General features: G+C 75.6%; 15 protein-coding genes and 2 pseudogenes. 10 read left to right on the forward strand and 7 right to left on the reverse strand.

Annotated elements, in window-relative coordinates:
* The first annotated feature begins 18 nt into the window (after window positions 1-18).
* Together PV341_RS33105 and PV341_RS33110 are read left to right on the forward strand one after the other, a co-directional pair.
* Window positions 19-2,064 carry a bifunctional aldolase/short-chain dehydrogenase gene (locus tag PV341_RS33105; protein WP_500359760.1) on the forward strand — a complete coding sequence of 682 codons (2,046 nt, stop codon included), beginning with the start codon at window positions 19-21 and terminating at the stop codon, window positions 2,062-2,064.
* 137 nt (window positions 2,065-2,201) lie between these two features.
* Entirely contained in the window at window positions 2,202-3,689 is a 1,488-nt protein-coding gene (locus PV341_RS33110; protein ID WP_500359756.1) for a rhamnulokinase, read from the forward strand.
* A gap of 36 nt (window positions 3,690-3,725) precedes the next feature.
* Here the strand turns inward: PV341_RS33110 and PV341_RS33115 are convergent, their stop codons facing one another.
* Window positions 3,726-4,229, reverse strand: a complete 504-nt coding sequence (locus PV341_RS33115) for a DinB family protein (RefSeq protein WP_500321541.1) — start codon at window positions 4,227-4,229, stop codon at window positions 3,726-3,728.
* 7 nt (window positions 4,230-4,236) lie between these two features.
* Here PV341_RS33115 and PV341_RS33120 point away from each other — a divergent pair.
* Window positions 4,237-5,286, forward strand: a pseudogene (locus tag PV341_RS33120) (MFS transporter); the annotation flags it as partial.
* 169 nt (window positions 5,287-5,455) lie between these two features.
* Here the strand turns inward: PV341_RS33120 and PV341_RS33125 are convergent.
* The gene (locus PV341_RS33125) at window positions 5,456-6,466 is read right to left on the reverse strand and encodes a helix-turn-helix transcriptional regulator (protein ID WP_500359757.1); all 1,011 of its coding nucleotides are present in this window, start codon (window positions 6,464-6,466) and stop codon (window positions 5,456-5,458) included.
* Window positions 6,467-6,611: 145 nt separating this feature from the next.
* Between PV341_RS33125 and PV341_RS33130 the strand changes: the two genes are divergently transcribed.
* Both PV341_RS33130 and PV341_RS33135 read left to right on the forward strand, forming a co-directional pair.
* Entirely contained in the window at window positions 6,612-8,996 is a 2,385-nt protein-coding gene (locus PV341_RS33130) for a SpoIIE family protein phosphatase (RefSeq protein ID WP_500321543.1), read from the forward strand.
* A gap of 62 nt (window positions 8,997-9,058) precedes the next feature.
* Window positions 9,059-10,162: a calcium:cation antiporter gene (locus PV341_RS33135; protein WP_500321544.1), complete on the forward strand. Its 1,104-nt coding sequence runs from the start codon at window positions 9,059-9,061 to the stop codon at window positions 10,160-10,162.
* An 11-nt stretch (window positions 10,163-10,173) separates the two neighbouring features.
* Here PV341_RS33135 and PV341_RS33140 read toward each other — a convergent pair whose 3' ends face one another.
* Window positions 10,174-10,605: a DUF7919 family protein gene (locus PV341_RS33140; protein ID WP_500321545.1), complete on the reverse strand. Its 432-nt coding sequence runs from the start codon at window positions 10,603-10,605 to the stop codon at window positions 10,174-10,176.
* A 185-nt stretch (window positions 10,606-10,790) separates the two neighbouring features.
* The gene (locus PV341_RS33145; RefSeq protein ID WP_500359761.1) at window positions 10,791-13,007 is read right to left on the reverse strand and encodes a phage holin family protein; all 2,217 of its coding nucleotides are present in this window, start codon (window positions 13,005-13,007) and stop codon (window positions 10,791-10,793) included.
* Window positions 13,008-13,162: 155 nt separating this feature from the next.
* Here PV341_RS33145 and PV341_RS33150 point away from each other — a divergent pair, with 155 nt between their 5' ends.
* Together PV341_RS33150 and PV341_RS33155 are read left to right on the forward strand one after the other, a co-directional pair.
* Window positions 13,163-13,945, forward strand: a complete 783-nt coding sequence (locus PV341_RS33150; protein WP_500359758.1) for an MBL fold metallo-hydrolase — start codon at window positions 13,163-13,165, stop codon at window positions 13,943-13,945.
* On the forward strand, window positions 13,942-14,610 hold the full coding sequence (locus PV341_RS33155) for a DedA family protein (protein ID WP_500321547.1): 669 nt from the start codon (window positions 13,942-13,944) through the stop codon (window positions 14,608-14,610). Before PV341_RS33150 ends, PV341_RS33155 begins: the two co-directional genes overlap by 4 nt.
* A gap of 737 nt (window positions 14,611-15,347) precedes the next feature.
* Here the strand turns inward: PV341_RS33155 and PV341_RS33160 are convergent.
* Both PV341_RS33160 and PV341_RS33165 read right to left on the reverse strand, forming a co-directional pair.
* A pseudogene (locus PV341_RS33160) lies at window positions 15,348-15,656 on the reverse strand (ABC transporter permease subunit); the annotation flags it as partial.
* A 76-nt stretch (window positions 15,657-15,732) separates the two neighbouring features.
* A complete protein-coding gene (locus PV341_RS33165) occupies window positions 15,733-16,968 on the reverse strand; it encodes an aminotransferase class I/II-fold pyridoxal phosphate-dependent enzyme (protein WP_500321548.1) in 1,236 nt (411 codons plus the stop codon).
* A 165-nt stretch (window positions 16,969-17,133) separates the two neighbouring features.
* On the opposite strand from PV341_RS33165, the gene PV341_RS33170 reads away from it, so the two are divergent.
* A complete protein-coding gene (locus tag PV341_RS33170) occupies window positions 17,134-17,295 on the forward strand; it encodes a hydrophobic protein (RefSeq protein WP_500321549.1) in 162 nt (53 codons plus the stop codon).
* An 89-nt stretch (window positions 17,296-17,384) separates the two neighbouring features.
* Here PV341_RS33170 and PV341_RS33175 read toward each other — a convergent pair whose 3' ends face one another.
* On the reverse strand, window positions 17,385-17,645 hold the full coding sequence (locus tag PV341_RS33175) for a DUF6158 family protein (protein WP_500321550.1): 261 nt from the start codon (window positions 17,643-17,645) through the stop codon (window positions 17,385-17,387).
* Window positions 17,646-17,797: 152 nt separating this feature from the next.
* Between PV341_RS33175 and PV341_RS33180 the strand changes: the two genes are divergently transcribed.
* Window positions 17,798-18,178: a DUF2795 domain-containing protein gene (locus PV341_RS33180; protein WP_499514844.1), complete on the forward strand. Its 381-nt coding sequence runs from the start codon at window positions 17,798-17,800 to the stop codon at window positions 18,176-18,178.
* A gap of 111 nt (window positions 18,179-18,289) precedes the next feature.
* Window positions 18,290-18,813: phosphatase PAP2 family protein (locus tag PV341_RS33185; RefSeq protein WP_500359762.1), on the forward strand; the 524-nt coding region annotated here is incomplete at its 3' end.

An 18,813-nucleotide genomic window follows, 5' to 3' on the forward strand; every position in this document is an offset into this window, starting at 1 on the left:
CTCCCGAAGGACACCCCCATGGCACCCGCCACCCATCCGGAAGTCGCCGCGCTGCTGGAGCGCGCCCACCGCCTGGGCGCCGACCCGCGCAACACCAACTACGCCGGCGGCAACGCCTCCGCCAAGGCCACCGCCACCGACCCCGTCACCGGCGGAGCCGTGGACCTGATGTGGGTCAAGGGCTCGGGCGGCGACCTGGGCACGCTCACCGAGGCCGGCCTCGCCGTCCTGCGCCTGGACCGGCTGCGCGCCCTGACCGCCGTCTACCCCGGCCCCGAGCGCGAGGACGAGATGGTCGCGGCGTTCGACTACTGCCTGCACGGCAAGGGCGGCGCCGCTCCCTCCATCGACACGGCCATGCACGGCCTCGTCGACGCCGCGCACGTCGACCACCTGCACCCCGACTCGGGCATCGCGCTGGCCTGCGCCGCCGACGGCGAGAAGCTCACCCAGGAGTGCTTCGGCGACAAGGTCGCCTGGGTGCCGTGGCGCCGCCCCGGCTTCCAGCTGGGCCTGGACATCGCCGCCATCAAGGAGGCCAACCCGCAGGCCGTCGGTGTGATCCTCGGCGGTCACGGCATCACCGCCTGGGGCGAGACCTCCGAGGAGTGCGAGCGCAACGCCCTGTGGATCATCCGCACCGCCGAGGAGTTCCTGGAGCGCCACGGCAAGCAGGACCCGTTCGGCGCCCCGCTGCCGGGCTGGGAGCCGCTGCCGGAGGCCGGGCGCCGGGCCCGGGCCGCCGCGCTCGCCCCGGTCCTGCGGGCGATCGCCTCCCAGGACCGCCCGCAGGTCGGCCACTTCACCGACTCCGCGCCCGTCCTGGACTTCCTCGCGCACGCGGAGCACCCCCGGCTGGCCGCGCTCGGCACCTCCTGCCCCGACCACTTCCTGCGCACCAAGGTCCGCCCGCTCGTCCTCGACCTGCCCCCCACGGCGCCGCTCGAGGACGCCGTGGCCCGCCTGGAGGAGCTGCACGCCGCCTACCGCGCCGACTACCAGGCGTACTACGACCGGCACGCCACCGCGGACTCCCCCGCCATCCGCGGCGCCGACCCGGCGATCGTCCTCGTGCCGGGCGTCGGCATGTTCAGCTACGGCAAGGACAAGCAGACCGCCCGCGTCGCGGGCGAGTTCTACGTCAACGCGATCAACGTGATGCGCGGCGCCGAGGCGGTCTCCGCGTACGCCCCCATCGACGAGGCGGAGAAGTTCCGCATCGAGTACTGGGCGCTGGAGGAGGCCAAGCTCCAGCGGATGCCGAAGCCCAAGCCGCTGGCCACCCGCATCGCCCTGGTCACCGGGGCCGGTTCGGGCATCGGCAGGGCCATCGCGCACCGCCTGGCGGCGGAGGGCGCCTGCGTGGTCGTCGCCGACGTCAACACCGACGGCGCGCGGGCCGTCGCGGAGGAACTCGGCGGTCCCGACCGGGCGGTCGCGATCACCGTGGACGTGACCAGTGAGGACGCCATCCGGGCCGGCTTCGACGAGGCCCTGCTGGCCTTCGGCGGGGTGGACCTGGTGGTCAACAACGCGGGCATCTCCGTGTCCAAGCCGCTGCTGGAGACCACCGCCCGCGACTGGGACCTCCAGCACGACATCATGGCGCGCGGCTCCTTCCTCGTCTCCCGCGAGGCGGCCCGGGTGCTCATCGCGCAGAAGCTCGGCGGCGACATCGTCTACATCGCCTCCAAGAACGCGGTCTTCGCCGGGCCCAACAACATCGCCTACTCCGCCACCAAGGCGGACCAGGCGCACCAGGTCCGGCTGCTGGCGGCCGAGCTCGGCGAGCACGGCATCCGCGTCAACGGCGTCAACCCCGACGGGGTCGTCCGCGGCTCGGGCATCTTCTCCTCCGGCTGGGGCGCCCAGCGCGCCGCGACGTACGGGGTGCCGGAGGAGAAGCTGGGCGAGTTCTACGCCCAGCGCACCATCCTCAAGCGCGAGGTGCTCCCCGAGCACGTCGCCAACGCGGTCTTCGCCCTGACCGGCGGGGAACTGACGCACACCACGGGTCTGCACGTCCCGGTCGACGCCGGCGTGGCCGCGGCGTTCCTGCGCTGACGCCGACCGCACCGCGCGGGGGAGCCGGCCGACCGGCTCCCCCGCACCCGTACGACCCACCGACCCCCGCGGCGCGCCGCGCCGCGCCGACCGCACCCGTCGCTCCGACCCGAACGACCAGAACACGAGGGGCCCACGTGCCATTCGCCGCCATCGACCTCGGCGCCACCAGCGGCCGCGTCATCCTCGGCCGGGTGGGCCCGGACCACCTCGTCCTCGACGAGGTGCACCGCTTCGCCAACACCCCCGTACGGCTGCCCACCGGACTCCACTGGGACGTCCTCGCCCTGTTCCGGGAGAGCCTGGACGGCCTGCGCCTGGCGGCCCGGGCCGGGGACGGCGTCACGTCGGTCGGCATCGACAGCTGGGCGGTGGACTACGGACTGCTCGACGCGGACGGCGCCCTGCTGGGGATCCCCCACCACTACCGCGACAGCCGCACGGAGCACGTCGCCGAGCGGGTCAGGGACGACATCGGCGCGCAGGAGCTGTACGCGGTCACCGGGCTGCAGCACCTGCCCTTCAACACGGTCTTCCAGCTGGCGGCGGCCCGTGACGGCGCCCAGTTCGCGGCCGCCAGGACGCTGCTGATGATCCCCGACCTGCTCACCCACTGGCTCACCGGCGGCATCGGCGCCGAGGAGACCAACGCCTCCACCACCGGCCTCTTCGACGCGCGCACCGCGACCTGGGCGGAGGAACTCCCCGGCCGGCTGGGCATCGGGCCGCGCCTGTTGCCGCCGCTGCGCCGCCCGGGCACCCACGCCGGCACGCTCCTGCCCCACGTGGCCGCGTACACGGGGCTGCCGGCGGACACCGCCGTCGTCACCGTGGCCTCGCACGACACCGCCTCCGCGGTGGCCGCGGTCCCGGCCACCGGGCCGCACTTCGCGTACATCTCGTGCGGCACCTGGTCGCTGGCGGGCCTGGAGCTGGACGCCCCGGTGCTCACGGAGGCCTCGCGCCTCGCCAACTTCACCAACGAGCGCGGCGTCGACGGCACCATCCGCTACCTGCGCAACATCATGGGCATGTGGCTGCTGGAGGAGTGCCGCCGCACCTGGGAGCAGCAGCAGGAGGGCCTGCCCCTGCAGGAACTGCTCGCCGCGGCGGCCGCCGCGGAGCCCTTCGCCGCCCTCATCGACCCGGACGACCCGCTCTTCCTGACGCCCGGTGACATGCCCGCCCGGATCCGCGCCTTCTGCGCCGGGACCGGCCAGAAGCCTCCGGCGTCGCACGGCGCGGTCGTCCGCTGCATCCTGGAGAGCCTCGCCCTCGCCCACCGCCGCACCCTGCGCGAGGCGGCCGAACTCGCCGGCCGGGAGATCCACCGCGTCCACCTGGTCGGCGGCGGCTCCCGCAACGAACTGCTGTGCCGCTTCACCGCCGACGCCACCGGGCTCCCGGTCGTCGCCGGCCCCACCGAGGCCACGGCCCTGGGCAACATCCTCGTCCAGGCCCGCGCCGCCGGCGCGTTCGGCGACGGCCACGACGGCCTGGCGGCGATGCGGGCGCTGGTCGCGGCCACCCAGCCGCTGCGGACGTACGAGCCGGCCGCGGACGGCCGGGCCTGGGACACGGCGGCCGCGCGACTGGCCGGGCTCGCCGCGGCGCGGCGACCGTAGGCGCCGGCACCTGACCCGCATCCGGGCCGACGACACCTACACGCCGGTCGTGCCGTCGACCAGTTCGCGCAGGAGGTCGAGGTGGCCGTTGTGGCGGGAGGTCTCCTCGACGAGGTGCAGCAGGATCCAGCGCAGGTTGGGGTGGCGGCCGTCGCGGATGGGGCGCTTGGCGACGGCGTCCAGGTCGAGCCCGGCGACGAGCTCGCGATAGCGGGCGGTGTGCGCCTCGTAGTCCGCCAGCACGTCGGCGAGGGGGAGGTCCACGGCGATCCGCATCTCGCGGTCGGGGTCCTCCTCCGTCCAGGGGCCCTCGTCCTCGCCGCCGAGGAACACCACCTCGAACCAGTAGTACTCGACCCAGCGGAGATGGTTGACCAGTCCGCTGAGCGTCATCAGCGGCGAACCCGGGAGCGGGGCGCTGCGGGCGTGCTCGGGCGTGACGCCCTCGCACTTGGCGCGGGCGGTGTCGCGGGCGTAGTCGAGGAGGGTCGTCAGCGCGGAGCGCTCGTCCCATGCGGTGGGCGTGTCTGTTCGTGTCATCGGCGGAATGCTGTCGGGAACGACGGCGGCCCGTCCACTGATTAACCCGGGCCGCCCCGCCGCACCCCCTGACAGCAGACGTCAGCGGAAAGCCGGACCATCGTTCCCCGTGACCACCACCGGACGAACGCAACGTCTCCTCCTGCCCGCCGTGTTCATCACCTCCCTGGGCAACAACATCCAGCTCATCGCCGCGGCCCTGCTGATGGTGCGCGCCCAGGGCTCGCTGCTCGACGTGGGCTGGCTCTTCATCGCCGTCGCCGTCCCCCAGGCCGTGCTGTCGCCGTTGTTCGGCCGGGTCGCCGACCGTTTCGACCGGCGGGCGCTGTGGGCGGGCTGCGACCTGCTCAGCGCCGCCGTGGCCCTGGTGCCTGCGCTGGGTACGGTCCTGGGCTGGCCGCGGGGGGCGGTCGTCTACGGCAGCAACTTCGCGCTGGCCGTGACGGCCGCGCTCTTCGTGCCGGTGAGCGCGGCGTTGATCAAGGAGCGGGTGCCCGCGGGGCGGCTGCGGCGGTTCAACGCCCACTACGAGATGGCGTTGCAGAGCGGGATGCTGCTGTCGGCGGCGGTGGGCGGTCTAGCGCTGCAGTTCGCCGGCCCTGCCCCGCTGTTCGTGTTCAACGCGGCGACCTTCGTGGCCTCCGCGGTCCTCGTCCTGGCGACCGGCCGCGGGGTGGGGAAGCCCGTCACTTCGGGCACCGCCGCCTCGGCCGCGGTGCGGCCGGTCCCGTCGCGGGCGCCGCTCGGCCCGCTGGTCCTGCTGTACGCCCAGGGCAGCGTGGTGGTGACCGTCTTCAACGCCCTGATGCCGGTGCTGGTCATCGCCCAGCTGCACCGGGGCGCCGCCGTCGTCGGTGCGGTGGACGCGCTCGGCGGTGCGGGCTTCCTGCTCGCGGCGGCCGCGTACCGGCGGACGGGGGCCCGGCTGGGGGACCTGCGGCTCGCGCTCACCGGTTTCGCGCTCTGCGCCGTGCTGTTCGCGCTGCAGCCCCGGTTCGGCGTGACGGGGCTGCTGCTGCTCGTGCCGGCCGGGGCCTTCGTCTTCGGGCAGGCGCGCATCGCCTCGCGGACGCTGTTGATGGCCGCGGTCGACGAGGGCCGCGTGGGGCGGGCCTTCGGGGCGGCGAACGCGTACGGGCTCGCCGCGACCGTGGCCGTGATGCTCGGGACCTCGGCGGTCACCGCCCGCGCCGGACTCCTGACCGGCTTCGCGGCGGTCGCCGGTCTCAGCGCGGTGGCGGCCGCAGGGGCGGCGGTGTGGAGCGCGGCGGCCCGTAGAGGACGGCCAGCGCCCGCGCCGACTCCGCCAGCAGCTCCCGCAGCGGAGCCGGCGCCAGGACTTCGAGGTCCGCGCCGAGCCTGAGGAACTCGCCGTGCGCGTGCGCGACCGACTCGATGGGCACGCGGGCGCGGACCCAGCCGTCCGGCTCCCGCTCGCCGTCCTCGGCCACCGCCCGGGCCACGGGGCGTGACAGCAGCGCGGGCAGCCGCTCGGCACCGCGCGGTGACACCCGGATCAGGGCCGTGTCCCGGTGGAGCCGTGCGTGGAACCCGGCGAGGTACTCCCGCCAGTACGCGGCGAGGTCGAAGCCGGGCGGGGTCGCGAACGTCTCGTCGAGGGCGCGCACCTCGAGCATCTGGTCGACCCGGTAGGTGCGCGGGTCGCTCCCGTCGTGGGCGACCACGTACCAGCGGCCCGCCTTGAGCACCAGACCGTACGGTTCGAGCCTGCGGTCGGTCTCGGCGGGCTCGCGCCAGCGGCGGTACCGCACCCGTACGGCCTGCCGGTTCCACACGGCGTCGGCCACCACGGGCAGGTGCGGCACCTGCTCCTCGGAGCTGTACCAGCCGGGCGCGTCCAGCAGGAACCGCCCCCGCACCCGCTCCGCCCGTTCCCGCAGCGCCGGCGGCAGCGCGGCGCTGAACTTCAGCCGGGCCGCCGCCGCGGCCTCCCCGAGCCCCAGCTGCGCGGCCGGATCGGGCAGGGCGGCCAGGAACCACGCCTGCGTCTCGTCGGCGGTCAGGCCCGTCAGCCGGGTGCGGTAGCCGTCGAGCAGCCGGTAGCCGCCGTCGTGCCCGGCGTCGCCGTACAGCGGGATGCCCGCCTCGTGCAGCGACTGCACGTCGCGGTAGATCGTCCGTACGGACACCTCCAGCTCCTCCGCCAGCTCCGCGGCGGTCATCCGCCCCCGCGACTGGAGGAGCAGGAGGAGGGAGACCAGCCGGCTCGCGCGCATGGCGGCAGTATCGCCGCCGCCACCGACAGTGGCCGCAGGACACCATCACAGCGGCCGCGGGGGCGGCCCCGGCCGATTTGATGGTGTCCTGCGGAGCGCGCACCCTGGGGAGGTAGGGACTGCGACGGGTGTGTGATCGCCGACGATGAACACGAGTGACCCCGGGGACCCGGCCGCCACGGCCGTGGTCACCGTCAGCGCGCGGGGGGTGGTCACGGGATGGAGCGCGGGGGCACGACGGCTGCTCGGACACGCGGCGGCGGAGGCGGTGGGACGGCCCGTCGCCGAGGTGTTCGGTGCGCAGGCGCAGGCGATCGCGCTCGACCGGGAGTGGCGCGGCCGGGTGCGGGCGCACCGGCGGGACGGGCGGGAACTCGACCTCGACGTACGGGTCTCCCCCGCGCTGGACGCCGACGACCGGCCCGGCGGCTGTGTCGTGACGGCCTCCTGCGCCGACCCGGACACCGCGCTCCTGCTGTGGGCCTTCCAGCAGTCGTCCGTGGCCATGGCCACGTACGACACCGGGCTGCGCTACCACCGGGTCAACGACGCCGCGGCGGACATGATCGGTGTCCCGGCGGCGGACCTGACCGGCCGGCCGTTCTCCGGGGCGCTCCTGGACGACGAGGGTCGCCGCGGGTTCAACGCCCACCTGCGGCAGGTCGCGGAGACCGGCCGGCCGGCGCACTACGAGAGCCCGGCCGCCGCCGGGGCCACCGTCGGCGACCGGGCGTGGAACACCGAGATGTGGCCGGTGCGGGACCCGCAGGGCCGGATCCGGGGCGTGGCGAGCGCGGCGTTCGACAGCACCGAGCAGTTCCGGGGGCGCCGGCGGCTGGCCCTGCTGAACGAGGCCGGCGCACGGCTCGGCACCACCCTGGACGTGGTGCACACCGCCGACGAGCTGACGGAGCTGGCCGTGCCGCGCTTCGCCGACTTCGCCAGCGTGGACCTGCTGGACTCGGTGCTGCACGGCGAGGAGCCCCCGCCGGGACCGCCCGGCCTCGGCGTGGAGCTGCGCCGGGTCGCCCACCGCACCGCGTCGGGCCGCGCCCCGGACGCGGCCGTCGACCTCGGCGAGCTCGACGTCTACCCGGAGTTCTCCCCGCCGTCCCGGGCCCTGGCGACCGGCCGTCCCGTGCTCAGCCGGCTGGGGCACCCGGACTTCACGCTGTGGCTGGCGCAGAACAGCCTGCGGGACGCCAAGGTCCAGGAGTACGGCATCCATTCGGTGCTGGCGGTGCCGTTGCGGGCGCGCGGCATCACCCTCGGGGTGGCGGTGTTCATCCGCTGGGCGCGTCCGGAGTTGTTCACCGAGGACGACCTGACGCTGACCGAGGAGCTCGCGGGGCGGGCCGCGGTGTGCGTCGACAACGCCCGCCGCTTCACGCGGGAGCACTCCACGGCGCTGACCCTCCAGCGCAGTCTGCTGCCGCTGCGGCTGCGCGAGCAGGCCGCGGTGGAGGTCGCCTCGCGCTACCTGCCGGCCGGGGCCCGGGCAGGGGTCGGCGGCGACTGGTTCGACGTCATCCCGCTGTCCGGCACGCGGGTGGGCCTGGTCGTGGGCGACGTCGTGGGCCACGGCATCCACGCCTCGGCGACGATGGGCCGGCTGCGGACGGCGGTGCGCACCCTCGCGGACGTGGACCTGGCGCCGGACGAGCTGCTGACCCACCTCGACGACCTCGTCTCGCACCTGGACCCCGAGGACGGCCACGGCCGGGAGGTGTCGCCCGCCGAGACCAGCGGCGAGCTGGGCGCGACCTGCCTGGTCGCCGTGTACGACCCGATCGCGCGCCGCTGCTCCCTCGCCAGCGCCGGGCACCCGCCGCCCGCCGTGCGCCTCCCCGACGGCAGGGTCGAGATGGTCCCGATGTCCGCGGGCCCGCCGCTGGGCGTCGGGGGGCTGCCGTTCGAGGCGGTCGAGCTGGAGCTGCCGGCGGGCAGCATGCTCGCGCTCTACACCGACGGCCTGGTCAAGAGCCGGGACTTCGACCTGGACGCCGGCCTGGCGCGGCTGCGCGCCGCGCTGGCCGCCCCGGCCCCGACGATGGAGGCGGCCTGCGACACCGTCCTGAAGACCCTCCCGTCGGACCGTCCGGTCGACGACGTCGCGCTGCTGCTCGTCCGTACCCGGGCGCTCGACGACGGCCAGGTCGCGGTGTGGGACCTGCCCGGCGACCCCGCGCACGTCGCGGACGCCCGGCAGGCGGTGGCGGAGCGGCTGGTCGCCTGGGGCCTGGAGGACGCGGTGTTCGTCACCGAGCTGGTGGTGAGCGAGCTGGTCACCAACGCCATCCGGTACGGCGCGCCGCCGATCCAGCTGCGGCTCATCCGCGACCGCACCCTGATCTGCGAGGTGTCCGACGGCAGCAGCACCGCCCCGCACCTGCGGCGTGCCCTGTCCGACGACGAGGGCGGCCGCGGCCTGCTGCTGGTGGCGCAGTTGAGCCAGTCCTGGGGTACCCGGCAGACCTCCGCCGGCAAGACCATCTGGGCCGAACAGGCGTTTCCCCCGGCCGGGCGATGAGCGGCGGCACGTCCGGGCGCCCCGCGTCGCGCCGACCCTGACGAGCTGTCAGTCTCGGAGGCATGACCGCTCGCTTCCCCGTGTCCGCCCTGCACTGGACGGTCCTCGTCCCGGTGCTCTCGGTGGTCCTGCTGGCCCTGACGTGGGGACGGACGCTGCCGGTGGCCGTGGTCGTGGTCGTCGCGGTCTTCCTGGCCGTCGCGGTGCTCGCCGCCGTCCACCACGCAGAGGTGGTGGCGCACCGGGTGGGTGAACCCTACGGCGCGCTCGTGCTGGCGGTGGCGGTGACCGTCATCGAGGTGGCCCTGATCCTCACCCTGACGGCGGACGGCGGCCCGAAGAGCGCGGGCCTGGCCCGTGACACCGTCTTCGCCGCGGTCATGATCACGTGCAACGGCATCATGGGGCTCTGCCTGCTGGTGGGGGCGCTGCGCCGGCGGGTGGCGGTCTTCAATCCGGAGGGCACGGGCGCCTCCCTGGCGACGGTGGCGACGCTCGCCACCCTCAGCCTCGTGCTGCCGACGTTCACCACCAGCACCCCGGGCCCGCGCTTCTCCACCGCCCAGCTCACCTTCGCCGCGCTGGCGTCGCTGGTGCTGTACGGCCTGTTCGTCGCGACGCAGACGGTGCGGCACCGCGCGTACTTCCTGCCGGTGAAGCCGGGCGGCGAGGTGATCGACGTCTCGGAGGACGACTCCGTCCCGCCCACCGTCCGCGCCGCGTTGTTCAGCCTGGCGCTGCTGGTGGTGGCGCTGGTCGCGGTCGTGGGGCTGGCCAAGGTGGAGTCGCCGACGATCGAGCAGGGCGTGCAGTACGCCGGCCTGCCGTCCTCCTTCGTCGGCGTCGTCATCGCCCTGCTGGTGCTGCTGCCCGAGACCATCGCCGCGGTGCGCGCGGCCGCCCGCGACCGTGTGCAGACCAGCCTCAACCTGGCGCTCGGCTCGGCGATGGCGAGCATCGGGCTGACCATCCCGGCGGTCGCGGTGGCCTCGGTGTGGATGTCCGGCCCGCTGCTGCTGGGGCTCGGCGCCACGCACATGGTGCTGCTGGCGATCACCGTCGCCGTGGGCACCCTGACGGTGATACCGGGACGCGCCACGCCGCTGCAGGGCGCGGTGCACCTGGCCCTGCTGGCGGCGTACATGGTGCTCGCGATCAGTCCCTGAGCCGGTGGGGCCTACCGGCAGCCGACGACGACGCGGCCGGCCAGGACGGCCTCGACGAAGGGCTCGGGCGGGGCGTAGCGGTGGGCCAGGACGTAGTGGACGACCAGGTCGGGCGCGATCAGCCAGGTGCCGGCGCCGCCCTCCACCCGTACCTCGCCGTGGCCCACGAGGATCCGCTCGCCGCCGCGGGACACGCTCACCGGCTTGAAGCGACCGCCCCCGACCAGCCTGCGGCGGCACAGGGTGCAGCCGTACCAGCCGTGGGTGATGGCGCACAGGTGGTCGCGGCACAGGGCGAAGAGGCGGTCGGCGAACTCCTCGGAGGGCTCCGCCTGCGGGTAGGGGCGGGCGGGGTCCAGCCAGCCGACGGCGCGGGCGGAGACGTCCGGCGGAATCGTTTCTGTGAAGTAGGCGTACGGGCTCAGGTCCTCGTAGTACGGCATCGCAGCCTCCCCCACCCGCGGACCCCGCCCGCGCACACCGTCCGATCGATCGCGGGCAAGCGTCCAGCAGCGGCGCCCGTAGGTCAATCACCCGTACGTGGCGGGCCTGCGCCGGTGCGCCCCCGGCGGCCGTGCGATCCACCCGAAGGAGACCCGCGCCGGACACCAGTCCCGTGCGCGGCGCGTCAGCCGACGACCGGTTGCTCGTCCTTGCCGTCCTCGACCGGGGGCGCCTGCGCCAGGGGCTTGCGGCCGAGCCAGCCGCCCAGCAGCTCGTGCACGGCCCCGGCGCCCACCAGGCGTTCCAGCGGATCGGGACCGTCCAGGTCGAACGGGTGCAGCAGGAAGGCCCGGCTCTGGTCGCCGCCCAGGCCGCCGTGCGAGCCCACCTGCTCCTCGAAGGCGTGCACGGTCCGGGTGACCGGGTCGTACGCCGAGTTGACCATGAGGTCGGCGGCGTGCGGGAAGCGGGCGGTGCGCAGCACCGCGGCCGCCGCGCCCGGCCCGAACGGCGCCAGCGGGTCGCGGCCGGTGACCCGGCCCGTCTCCAGCTCGTGCTCGCCGCCGTCCCCGCCCAGCACCAGCGGCCCGCGCTCCCGGTCCAGGACCAGCACGAAGCCGACCCCCGGGTGCTCGGCCAGCGTCCGCAGCAGGGCCGGGTGGCGGGCCTCGACGCCCTGCCGGTCCGCCCGCCCCGGGAGGTCGGGGAAGGAGATCAGCGCCAGGTTCCCCGAGGCCAGCACCACCGGGTCCGAGGACGGCCCCGCCGTCTCCTGCTCCTCGCCCGCGCGGCCCCCGTGCTCCGGGCGGTGCAGTGCCGCACGGGCCGCCGCGCGCGCCTCGGCGCCGCTGGCCGTGCCCCGCACGCGGCGGCGCACCGGCAGCCCGCACCCCGCCCGGACCAGGTCCCGCAGGGTCAGCCCGTACGCGGACTCGAAGGTCTCGCCCTCGCTCTGGCCGTGATCGGACAGCAGCACGATCCGGTAGGGGCGCGGCGCGTACCGGGAGGCGTCGGCGATCAGGCGGATGGCGCGGTCCAGACGCCGCAGCACCCGCATCGCGTCCCGGCTGCGCGGCCCCGAGTGGTGCGCGACCTCGTCGTACGCGACGAGGTCGGCGTAGACGGCACCCCGCCCGGCGAGCATGTCGCCGACCACGGCCGCCACCGCCACGTCGCGCTCGACGACGGTGGCGAAGGCCCGCAGGAAGGGGTAGAGGCCGCCGCGCCGCACCCGGGGACGCTCGTGACGCAGCCGCGCCGAGGTGGACTCCGTGATCTCGCGCACGACCTCCGCGACGAAGGACGCGGCGGTGCGCACCGCGTTGGCCGGGTCGGAGAAGTACGCGAAGTAGCCGGTCCGGGAGCGGGTGGCGCCGACCCGGGCGAGGACGGCCGCGGGATCGCCGCCCTCCGGGGCGCCGACCGCCCGGGACCGCAGCCGTGCCATCGCGAGCCGGTCGGCGGAGAAGCGCCGGCGACGGGTCGACACCGACATCACGAGCGCCAGCTGCTCGGCGCCGCCGCTGAACAGGTTGCCCCGGCTTGCGCCGTCCGGCGCCAGCAGCCCCGCCCGCCCGGTGCGGGCGACCGCGCGGCGCTCCAGCTCGGCCGCGCACGAGGGCCGGTTGCAGACCATGACCTGCCGGGTCTCCTTCTCGTACCAGCGGAAGGCGGGCACGTCCTCGTTGCTGCCGTGCAGGATGGCCAGCTGACTGGCGCCGGTCTGGCTGCTCCAGTCGGTGGTCCACGGCACCAGGCGGTGGCTGCCGTCGAGCCAGTCGGCGACGGTCTCCATCGCCGGGGGGCGCAGCCTCCCCTTGCGCGTCACCGGGCGCACGGCCTCGCGCAGCACGTCGTGCCCGACGCCGTCCAGCTGGACGAAGACGAAGCCCGGCTCCCGCGGGCCGTCCGCGCCGGCGGGGTCGTGGCCCGCGCCCCCGCGACGCCGGCCGGCCAGGCGCGCCAGGCGCCGGCCGTACGCCGCGTCGTCGCGCATGGCGAGCGTCGTGCTCGTCGCGGACGACGCCGCCGACATCACGGCGGCGATCACCACGGCCGTGGCCGGCGCGATGTCACCCTGCCAGTCGGGGGTGAAGCGGAAGGCGAGCAGCAGCAGCGAGCCGTTGAGGAAGAACACCAGCAGGCCCAGCACCAGCGCGGGCACCAGCAGCACGGCCCGTACCAGCACCGGCCAGACCAGCGCGCTCAGCAGACCGAAGGCACCGGCGGCGGCCGCCGCCGTCACCGCGATGCGGGTGGGGCTGTCGCCGCCGGGCGACTGGATGCGGAAGTCGGGCAGGATCCCGGCGAGCACGGCCATCGTCGCCGTCACCACCACCCACACGACCAGCACGCGGACGATCGCGCCCCCGGCGGCCCGCCACCGACGCAGCACGCCCACCCTCTCCACGTCTCCTCACGTCTGCGCACGTCCCCGCGCGTCCCCGAACACGAATACCCCCAGACTGTCACAGTCCCCCCTGGGCCCCGCGGCGCACCGGGGGCACACGGCGGGCGCGCCGGAGCATAGGCTCGGGGCGAGACGAGGAGGCACGAGTGGCGGTCGAGATCACCTGGTGGGGACACGCGACGGTGACCGTGCGGGACTCGGGGGTGCGCGTGCTCACCGATCCGCTCTTCGCCCCGCGCCTGGCCCACCTGCGCAGGCGGCGCGGCGCGGTCCCGCCGCCGGGCGCGGCCCTGGCGGACGTCGCCGTCATCTCCCACCTGCACGCCGACCACCTGCACACCGGCTCGCTGGCCCGGCTCTCCCGGGGTACCCGGGTACTGGTGCCGCGCGGGGCCCCCGCCGCGGTGCCCCGGCTGCGGCGGCTCGCGGCGGACCGGCGGCTGGAGCTGACCGAGGTCGCCCCCGGTGACGAGGTGAAGGTGGACGCGCTGACGGTACGCGTGGTGAGCGCCGCGCACGACGGACGGCGCCTGCCGTACGGGCCGCGCCGCTCCCCCGCGCTGGGCTACGTGCTGGTGGGCGAGGAACGGACCTACTTCGCCGGGGACACCGGGCTGTTCGACGGGATGGCGGACGAGGTCGGCCCCTGCGACGCCGCCCTGCTGCCCGTCGGCGGCTGGGGACCGTTCCTCGGCACCGGCCACCTCGACGCCGGGCGCGCCGCCCGGGCCCTGGCGCGGCTCGCCCCGCGCGCCGCCGTCCCCATCCACTACGGGACGTACTGGCCGATCGGCATGGACGCCGTCCGGCCGCACGAATTCCACGCCCCCGGCGAGGAGTTCGTCCGGCTCGCCGGGCAGCTGGCACCGGCGGTGGCGGTGCACCGGCTGGAGCACGGCGAGAGCATGCTGCTGGAGGCCGCCAGGTGAGCGGACTCACCCTGCTCGCGGAGCAGACCTCCTCCCAGTCCACCGGCCAGGTGGTCGGCTACCCCTCGCTCTTCCTGCTGGTCGTGCTCGGCTCGCTCGTGCCGGTCGTGCCCACCGGCGCGCTCGTCAGCAGCGCCGCCGTCGTCGCCTTCCACCAGACCGCCCCCTTCTCCCTCGCGCTGGTCTTCGTCGTCGCCGCGGGCGCCGCCTTCCTCGGCGATATGGGCCTCTACCTGCTCGGCCACCGCGGCGTACGCTCCCGCAACGGCTCGCGCTGGCTGCGGCAGCTCCAGCAACGCGCCGATCCCGCACGCCTGGCCGACGCGCAACGCCGGCTCGACGACCACGGCGTCGCCGTCCTCGTCCTGTCCCGCCTGATACCCGCCGGGCGCATCCCGGTGATGGTCGCCTGCCTGCTCGCCGAGATGCCCGTCCGCCGCTTCGCGCGCGGCGACGTCCCCGCCTGCCTGGCCTGGGCGGCGGCCTACCAGCTCATCGGCATCCTCGGCGGCACCCTCTTCCCCGAGCCGTGGCAGGGCGTCCTGCTCGCCGTCGCGCTCACCCTCCTCATCGCCTCCGCCCCCCAGCTCTGGCGCCGCCTGCACGGCCTCAGGGCGACCTCCGCCACCCCCGACGACACGCCGGCCGAACACCCCGGCCACTGACCGCCTCCCGGCGGGGGGTGCTTCCGGACCCACGGCCGCCCCTTCGGCCGGCCGGGCGCACAGTGCTCGCGGATCCCCGAACAATCCGGCCCAAACGCCGCTCGTCATCAGGTCGGACGACACCCCCGGCCGCCACGCGCGCCCACGCCGGCTCCGTACCGAAGGCGCTCACACCACCCCCCGACGACACCCCGGCCACCGACCGCCTCCCGGGGGCCCCGGACCCGCCGACGTCCACGGATGTAGCCCCGCCATCCACGCCCGTCTTCAAGGCGCCGCTCGCGGCCTACCGGCTGGAGAGCGCGGCAGCGGGCCCAGGTACGCGCCGTCGTCAGGGCACCGGGCCTGCGGCGGTTGCGCGGTTGCGCAACGGTGCCTGGGAAGGCGGATGGCGCCGCCCCGCAGCCGGCGCCCCTACGGCCGCGGGTCGGCACCCACGGGTCACATAGGCCTCACCCCGGCCGCCCGGGGGCCCGCAGCCCGCGCGGGCGCACGGCGCTGACGGCCCCTGCCGCAGCAGCCACGCGCGCCCTGCGCCGGCCTCATCGCGCCCGCAGCGGCTCCGTGCCGAACCCGCCCGCACTCACACCGCGCACCCAGGGGGACAGCCGCTTCGCGGAACTCGCCCCGGACGGCCCCGCGTTCGTGCCCGGCCAGACGACCTCGGCCGCGGCACCGGCGCGGAGCGATCTCCACGCCGTCACGTCAGCGCACCCGTCGCGCCGCGGTACGCCGCGGAAGCCCGGGCCGGCGGGCACCGCACTGAAGTTGTACAGGAACAGCAGCACGACGATGAGCGGCACCGAGCGGAACAGCCAGGTGTACGTCCAGCTGACGGCGCGCAGCACGGGGCTGCCGGAGAGCCTGGCCAGTGCGAGCGCGATCCCGCCGAGCAGGCCGGGCACAGCGCTGTACGCGGCCACCTCCAGGGTGATGAGCAGCCCGTCCAGGATCACCGGCCGGACGAACCAGTACGCGAAGCGGTCCCACTGGTAGAAGGGGTTGGTCACCAGGCCGTGGGCGATCTGGGCGACGAGCACGAGCACGACCGCGGTGGGCGGCCCGCTCGGCGAACTCGCGCGCGGCGTCCTGCGGCAGAGCCGTCACCGTCACCAGCGAGGCTCAGGCGGCGCCCCTGGCCAGGCCGGTGATCGCGGACTCGAGGTCGGACAACGCCGCGGCGACGTGGGGGAGTTCGAGGGGGGACGCGGAGGTGAGGGCGGCGTGGCGCTGGCGGTCGTCGGTGCCGTGGAGGGGGCCGGTGTCGATGCGGACGTGGAGGGCGGACGGGTCGTCGCCGAAGCGGTGGCCGCCGGGGACCGGCCGGCCGAGGCGGGCGGACAGGGCGGCCTCCAGGGTGGGCGCGTCCGTGACGCCGGCGGCTGCCAGGGCGTGCCGCAGGGGGCCGAGGTCGGCGTAGAGGTGGAAGCCCGCTTCGGGTGGGCGGCACAAGGCGCCCGCACGGGTGACCGCCACGTACGAGGCAGCGCCGAGGGCGGCGTGCAGGCGGGTGGCGGCGGCGAGATGGGCCCGGACGTCCGCGCCCTCGGCGAGCGCGTGGGCGGCCGTGGCGGCCACCGGCTCCGCAAGCACCGCGCGCAGCCCGGCGCAGCGGTCCGCCACGGCGGCACGCAGGCGCGCGCCCTCGGCGGTGGCCGGGAAGCGGGCGATCGCCACGGGCCAGGACGGCGGGGCCAGGGCGGCGCACAGGTCCACGACGACGATCGTCCGGCCGGGCAGCATCTCGGCGGGGGTGAGCAGCACGGTCTCGTGCGGATGGTGCACCGTGTCGGCGTACGTCTCGTCGGAGACCAGCAGCAGCCCGCACTGCTCGGCCGCCTCGCACACCTCGTGCAGCAGTTCCGGGGGCGTCACCGTCCCACTGGGGTCGTCGGCGGCCGACATGAGCAGCACGCGCGGGTCGCTGCCCTCCGCGCGGGCCCGGCGTACCGTTTCCAGCAGGGCGAAGGGGTCGGGTGCGCCGCCGCCCACCGCGGGGGTCTGCACGGTCGTGGCGCGCCGGCCCAGGGTCCGCACCAGCGGCGCCTGCCAGGCGGCGGCGGGCCTGGCGAGCACGACGTCGCCGTCCACCGCGGCGAGCAGCGCCAGCAGCAGGGGCTCCGCGCCCGGCGCGGCGACGGTGTCGGCCGCGGTCGTGGCGAGCCCACGGCGCTCCCAGTGACCCGCGGCGGCCGCGCGCACCGCCTCACCGCCCCCGGGCGGCTCCGGCACGGCACCGCCCGGCATGCCCGCGGACAGCCGCTCCGCCCAGTACGGCGGCACCGGCAACCCCGGGTCAGGGCGCAGACCGGCCCGCGCGAGGCGCCCGGCAGGGGCCGGCGGTGAGGTCCGCTGCATCCGTACCTCCGGTGGGATCGGGTGACCGGCGGGATCCGGCGACCGGGCACGGCCCGGCCCCCGCCGCCACCCTCGCACGCGCTCCGCGCTCCCGCCGCCGGGGCGCGCGAATCCCGCTGCGTGCCACCGGGAATCCAGGGCAACCGGAATCCAGGAGGTGTTCCCATGGTCCCGCTGCTCGTCGTCCTGCTACTGGCCCTCGTCCTGTTCGGCGCGGCTTTCGCGGTCGACGTCCTGTGGTGGGCCGCCCTGGTCGTCCTGGTGCTGTGGCTGCTCGGATTCGTGGCACGGAGCGGTTCCGGCGGCTCGCGCTGGTACCGGTGGTAGTGGACGCGACCGCGAGCGGCAGGAGAGGCGTGCGGCGGCCGTCGGGGGGCCGCGCGCCCCGGATCCGCGAGGTCTCCTCGCCCGGTCCGCTATTGCTGCGCCTGGACCGGCATGCGCAGGGTCCGGGCCCTCGCCCCGGCCCGCGTACGGCCGGCGGAGACCATCCGATGGGGATGACGGCGCAGGTACTCGCCCTCCAGGGCCGCCATCCGCGAGTTGTGGGCGTCGAGGGCCGCCCCGGAGCCGTAGAGCAGCGTCTCGTGGCGGGTCCGGTGGACCGACTCCAGTTCCTGCACCAGTTGTCGTTCGTCCAGGTCTGCGGGGTCGACCCCGCCGGGGTAGCGGCTCATGGGTCGCGCACCTTCCTTTCGCCTCCTGTCACCTCGCCCGTTTGGTACCCCCGGTGCGGGGATTCATCCGCTTCTGTGGGCATTCAACAGGCATCGGACCCCTGGTCCGGGTAGACGATGGAGAGACCTGACCCCTGAGGAAAGGAGCCACCGTGCAACGAGGAAGCGACCGTCTGAGCGTCCACCGTGACGACGAGATGAAGCACGAGCTGCGCGAGCTGCTGCGCTCCGGGCACTCCACCCGGGTCGAGGAGTGGCACGACCCCGAACCCGCCGCCGACGACGACCCCGAGGTCGGCACCGGGCCCGCCTGGGCGGGTGCCCCCGAGGGCACGGCGGTGCGGTTCGAGCTCGGCAGGCATCTGACCCGGGAGCCGTTCCCCGCCCGGCGCGGCGACCTGCTGCGGGCCCTGCGCGACCGGCACGCGCCGGACCCCCTGACCGACCTGGTGGACGGACTCCCCGGCGACAACCGGCGGTACGCCAACGTCCAGGAAGTCGTACGGACGCTGGGCATGCGCCCGGAGGCCTGACGGGCCGCACGACCGCGACGCGGGCCGCGGGGCCGGTCCACCGGTCCCGCGCGCCGCGCGCCCGCACCGACCGCACCGTCCGGGAATCGATCGATCGTGGAGGTAGCCGTTGTGCGCCGGATCCTGAGCGCATGGGACAAGGAGCTGTTCCTGAACGTGGCGACCCGTTCGTGGCCCGCCGCCGAGCCGGTGCTGCCGCGGCTCAGCAAGGCGGCCAACCACGGGCTGCTGTGGTTCGGGGTCGCGGCCGGCATCGCGGCCGTCGGCGGCCGCACCGGCCGGCGCGCCGCCCTGCGCGGCGCCGCGTCGCTGGCGGTGGCGTCGGCGGTGGTCAACACCGTCGGCAAGGGCGCGGTGCGCCGCAACCGCCCGGTCCTCGACGCCGTGCCGGTGATGCGCCGGCTGTCGCGACAGCCCGGCACCACGTCCTTCCCGTCCGGCCACGCCGCGTCGGCCGCCGCGTTCGCCGCCGGCGTCGCCCTGGAATCGCCCCGCTGGGGCGCCGTGGTGCTGCCGGTCGCCTGGTCTGTGGCGTTCTCCCGGATCTACACCGGTGTGCACTACCCCAGCGACGTCGCCGCCGGGATGGCCCTCGGCGCGGGCGCGGCCCTGGCCGTGCGCGGCCTGGTCCCCAC

This window comes from Streptomyces sp. PA03-1a, from assembly GCF_033792805.1.
Classification (GTDB): Bacteria; Actinomycetota; Actinomycetes; order Streptomycetales; family Streptomycetaceae; genus Actinacidiphila.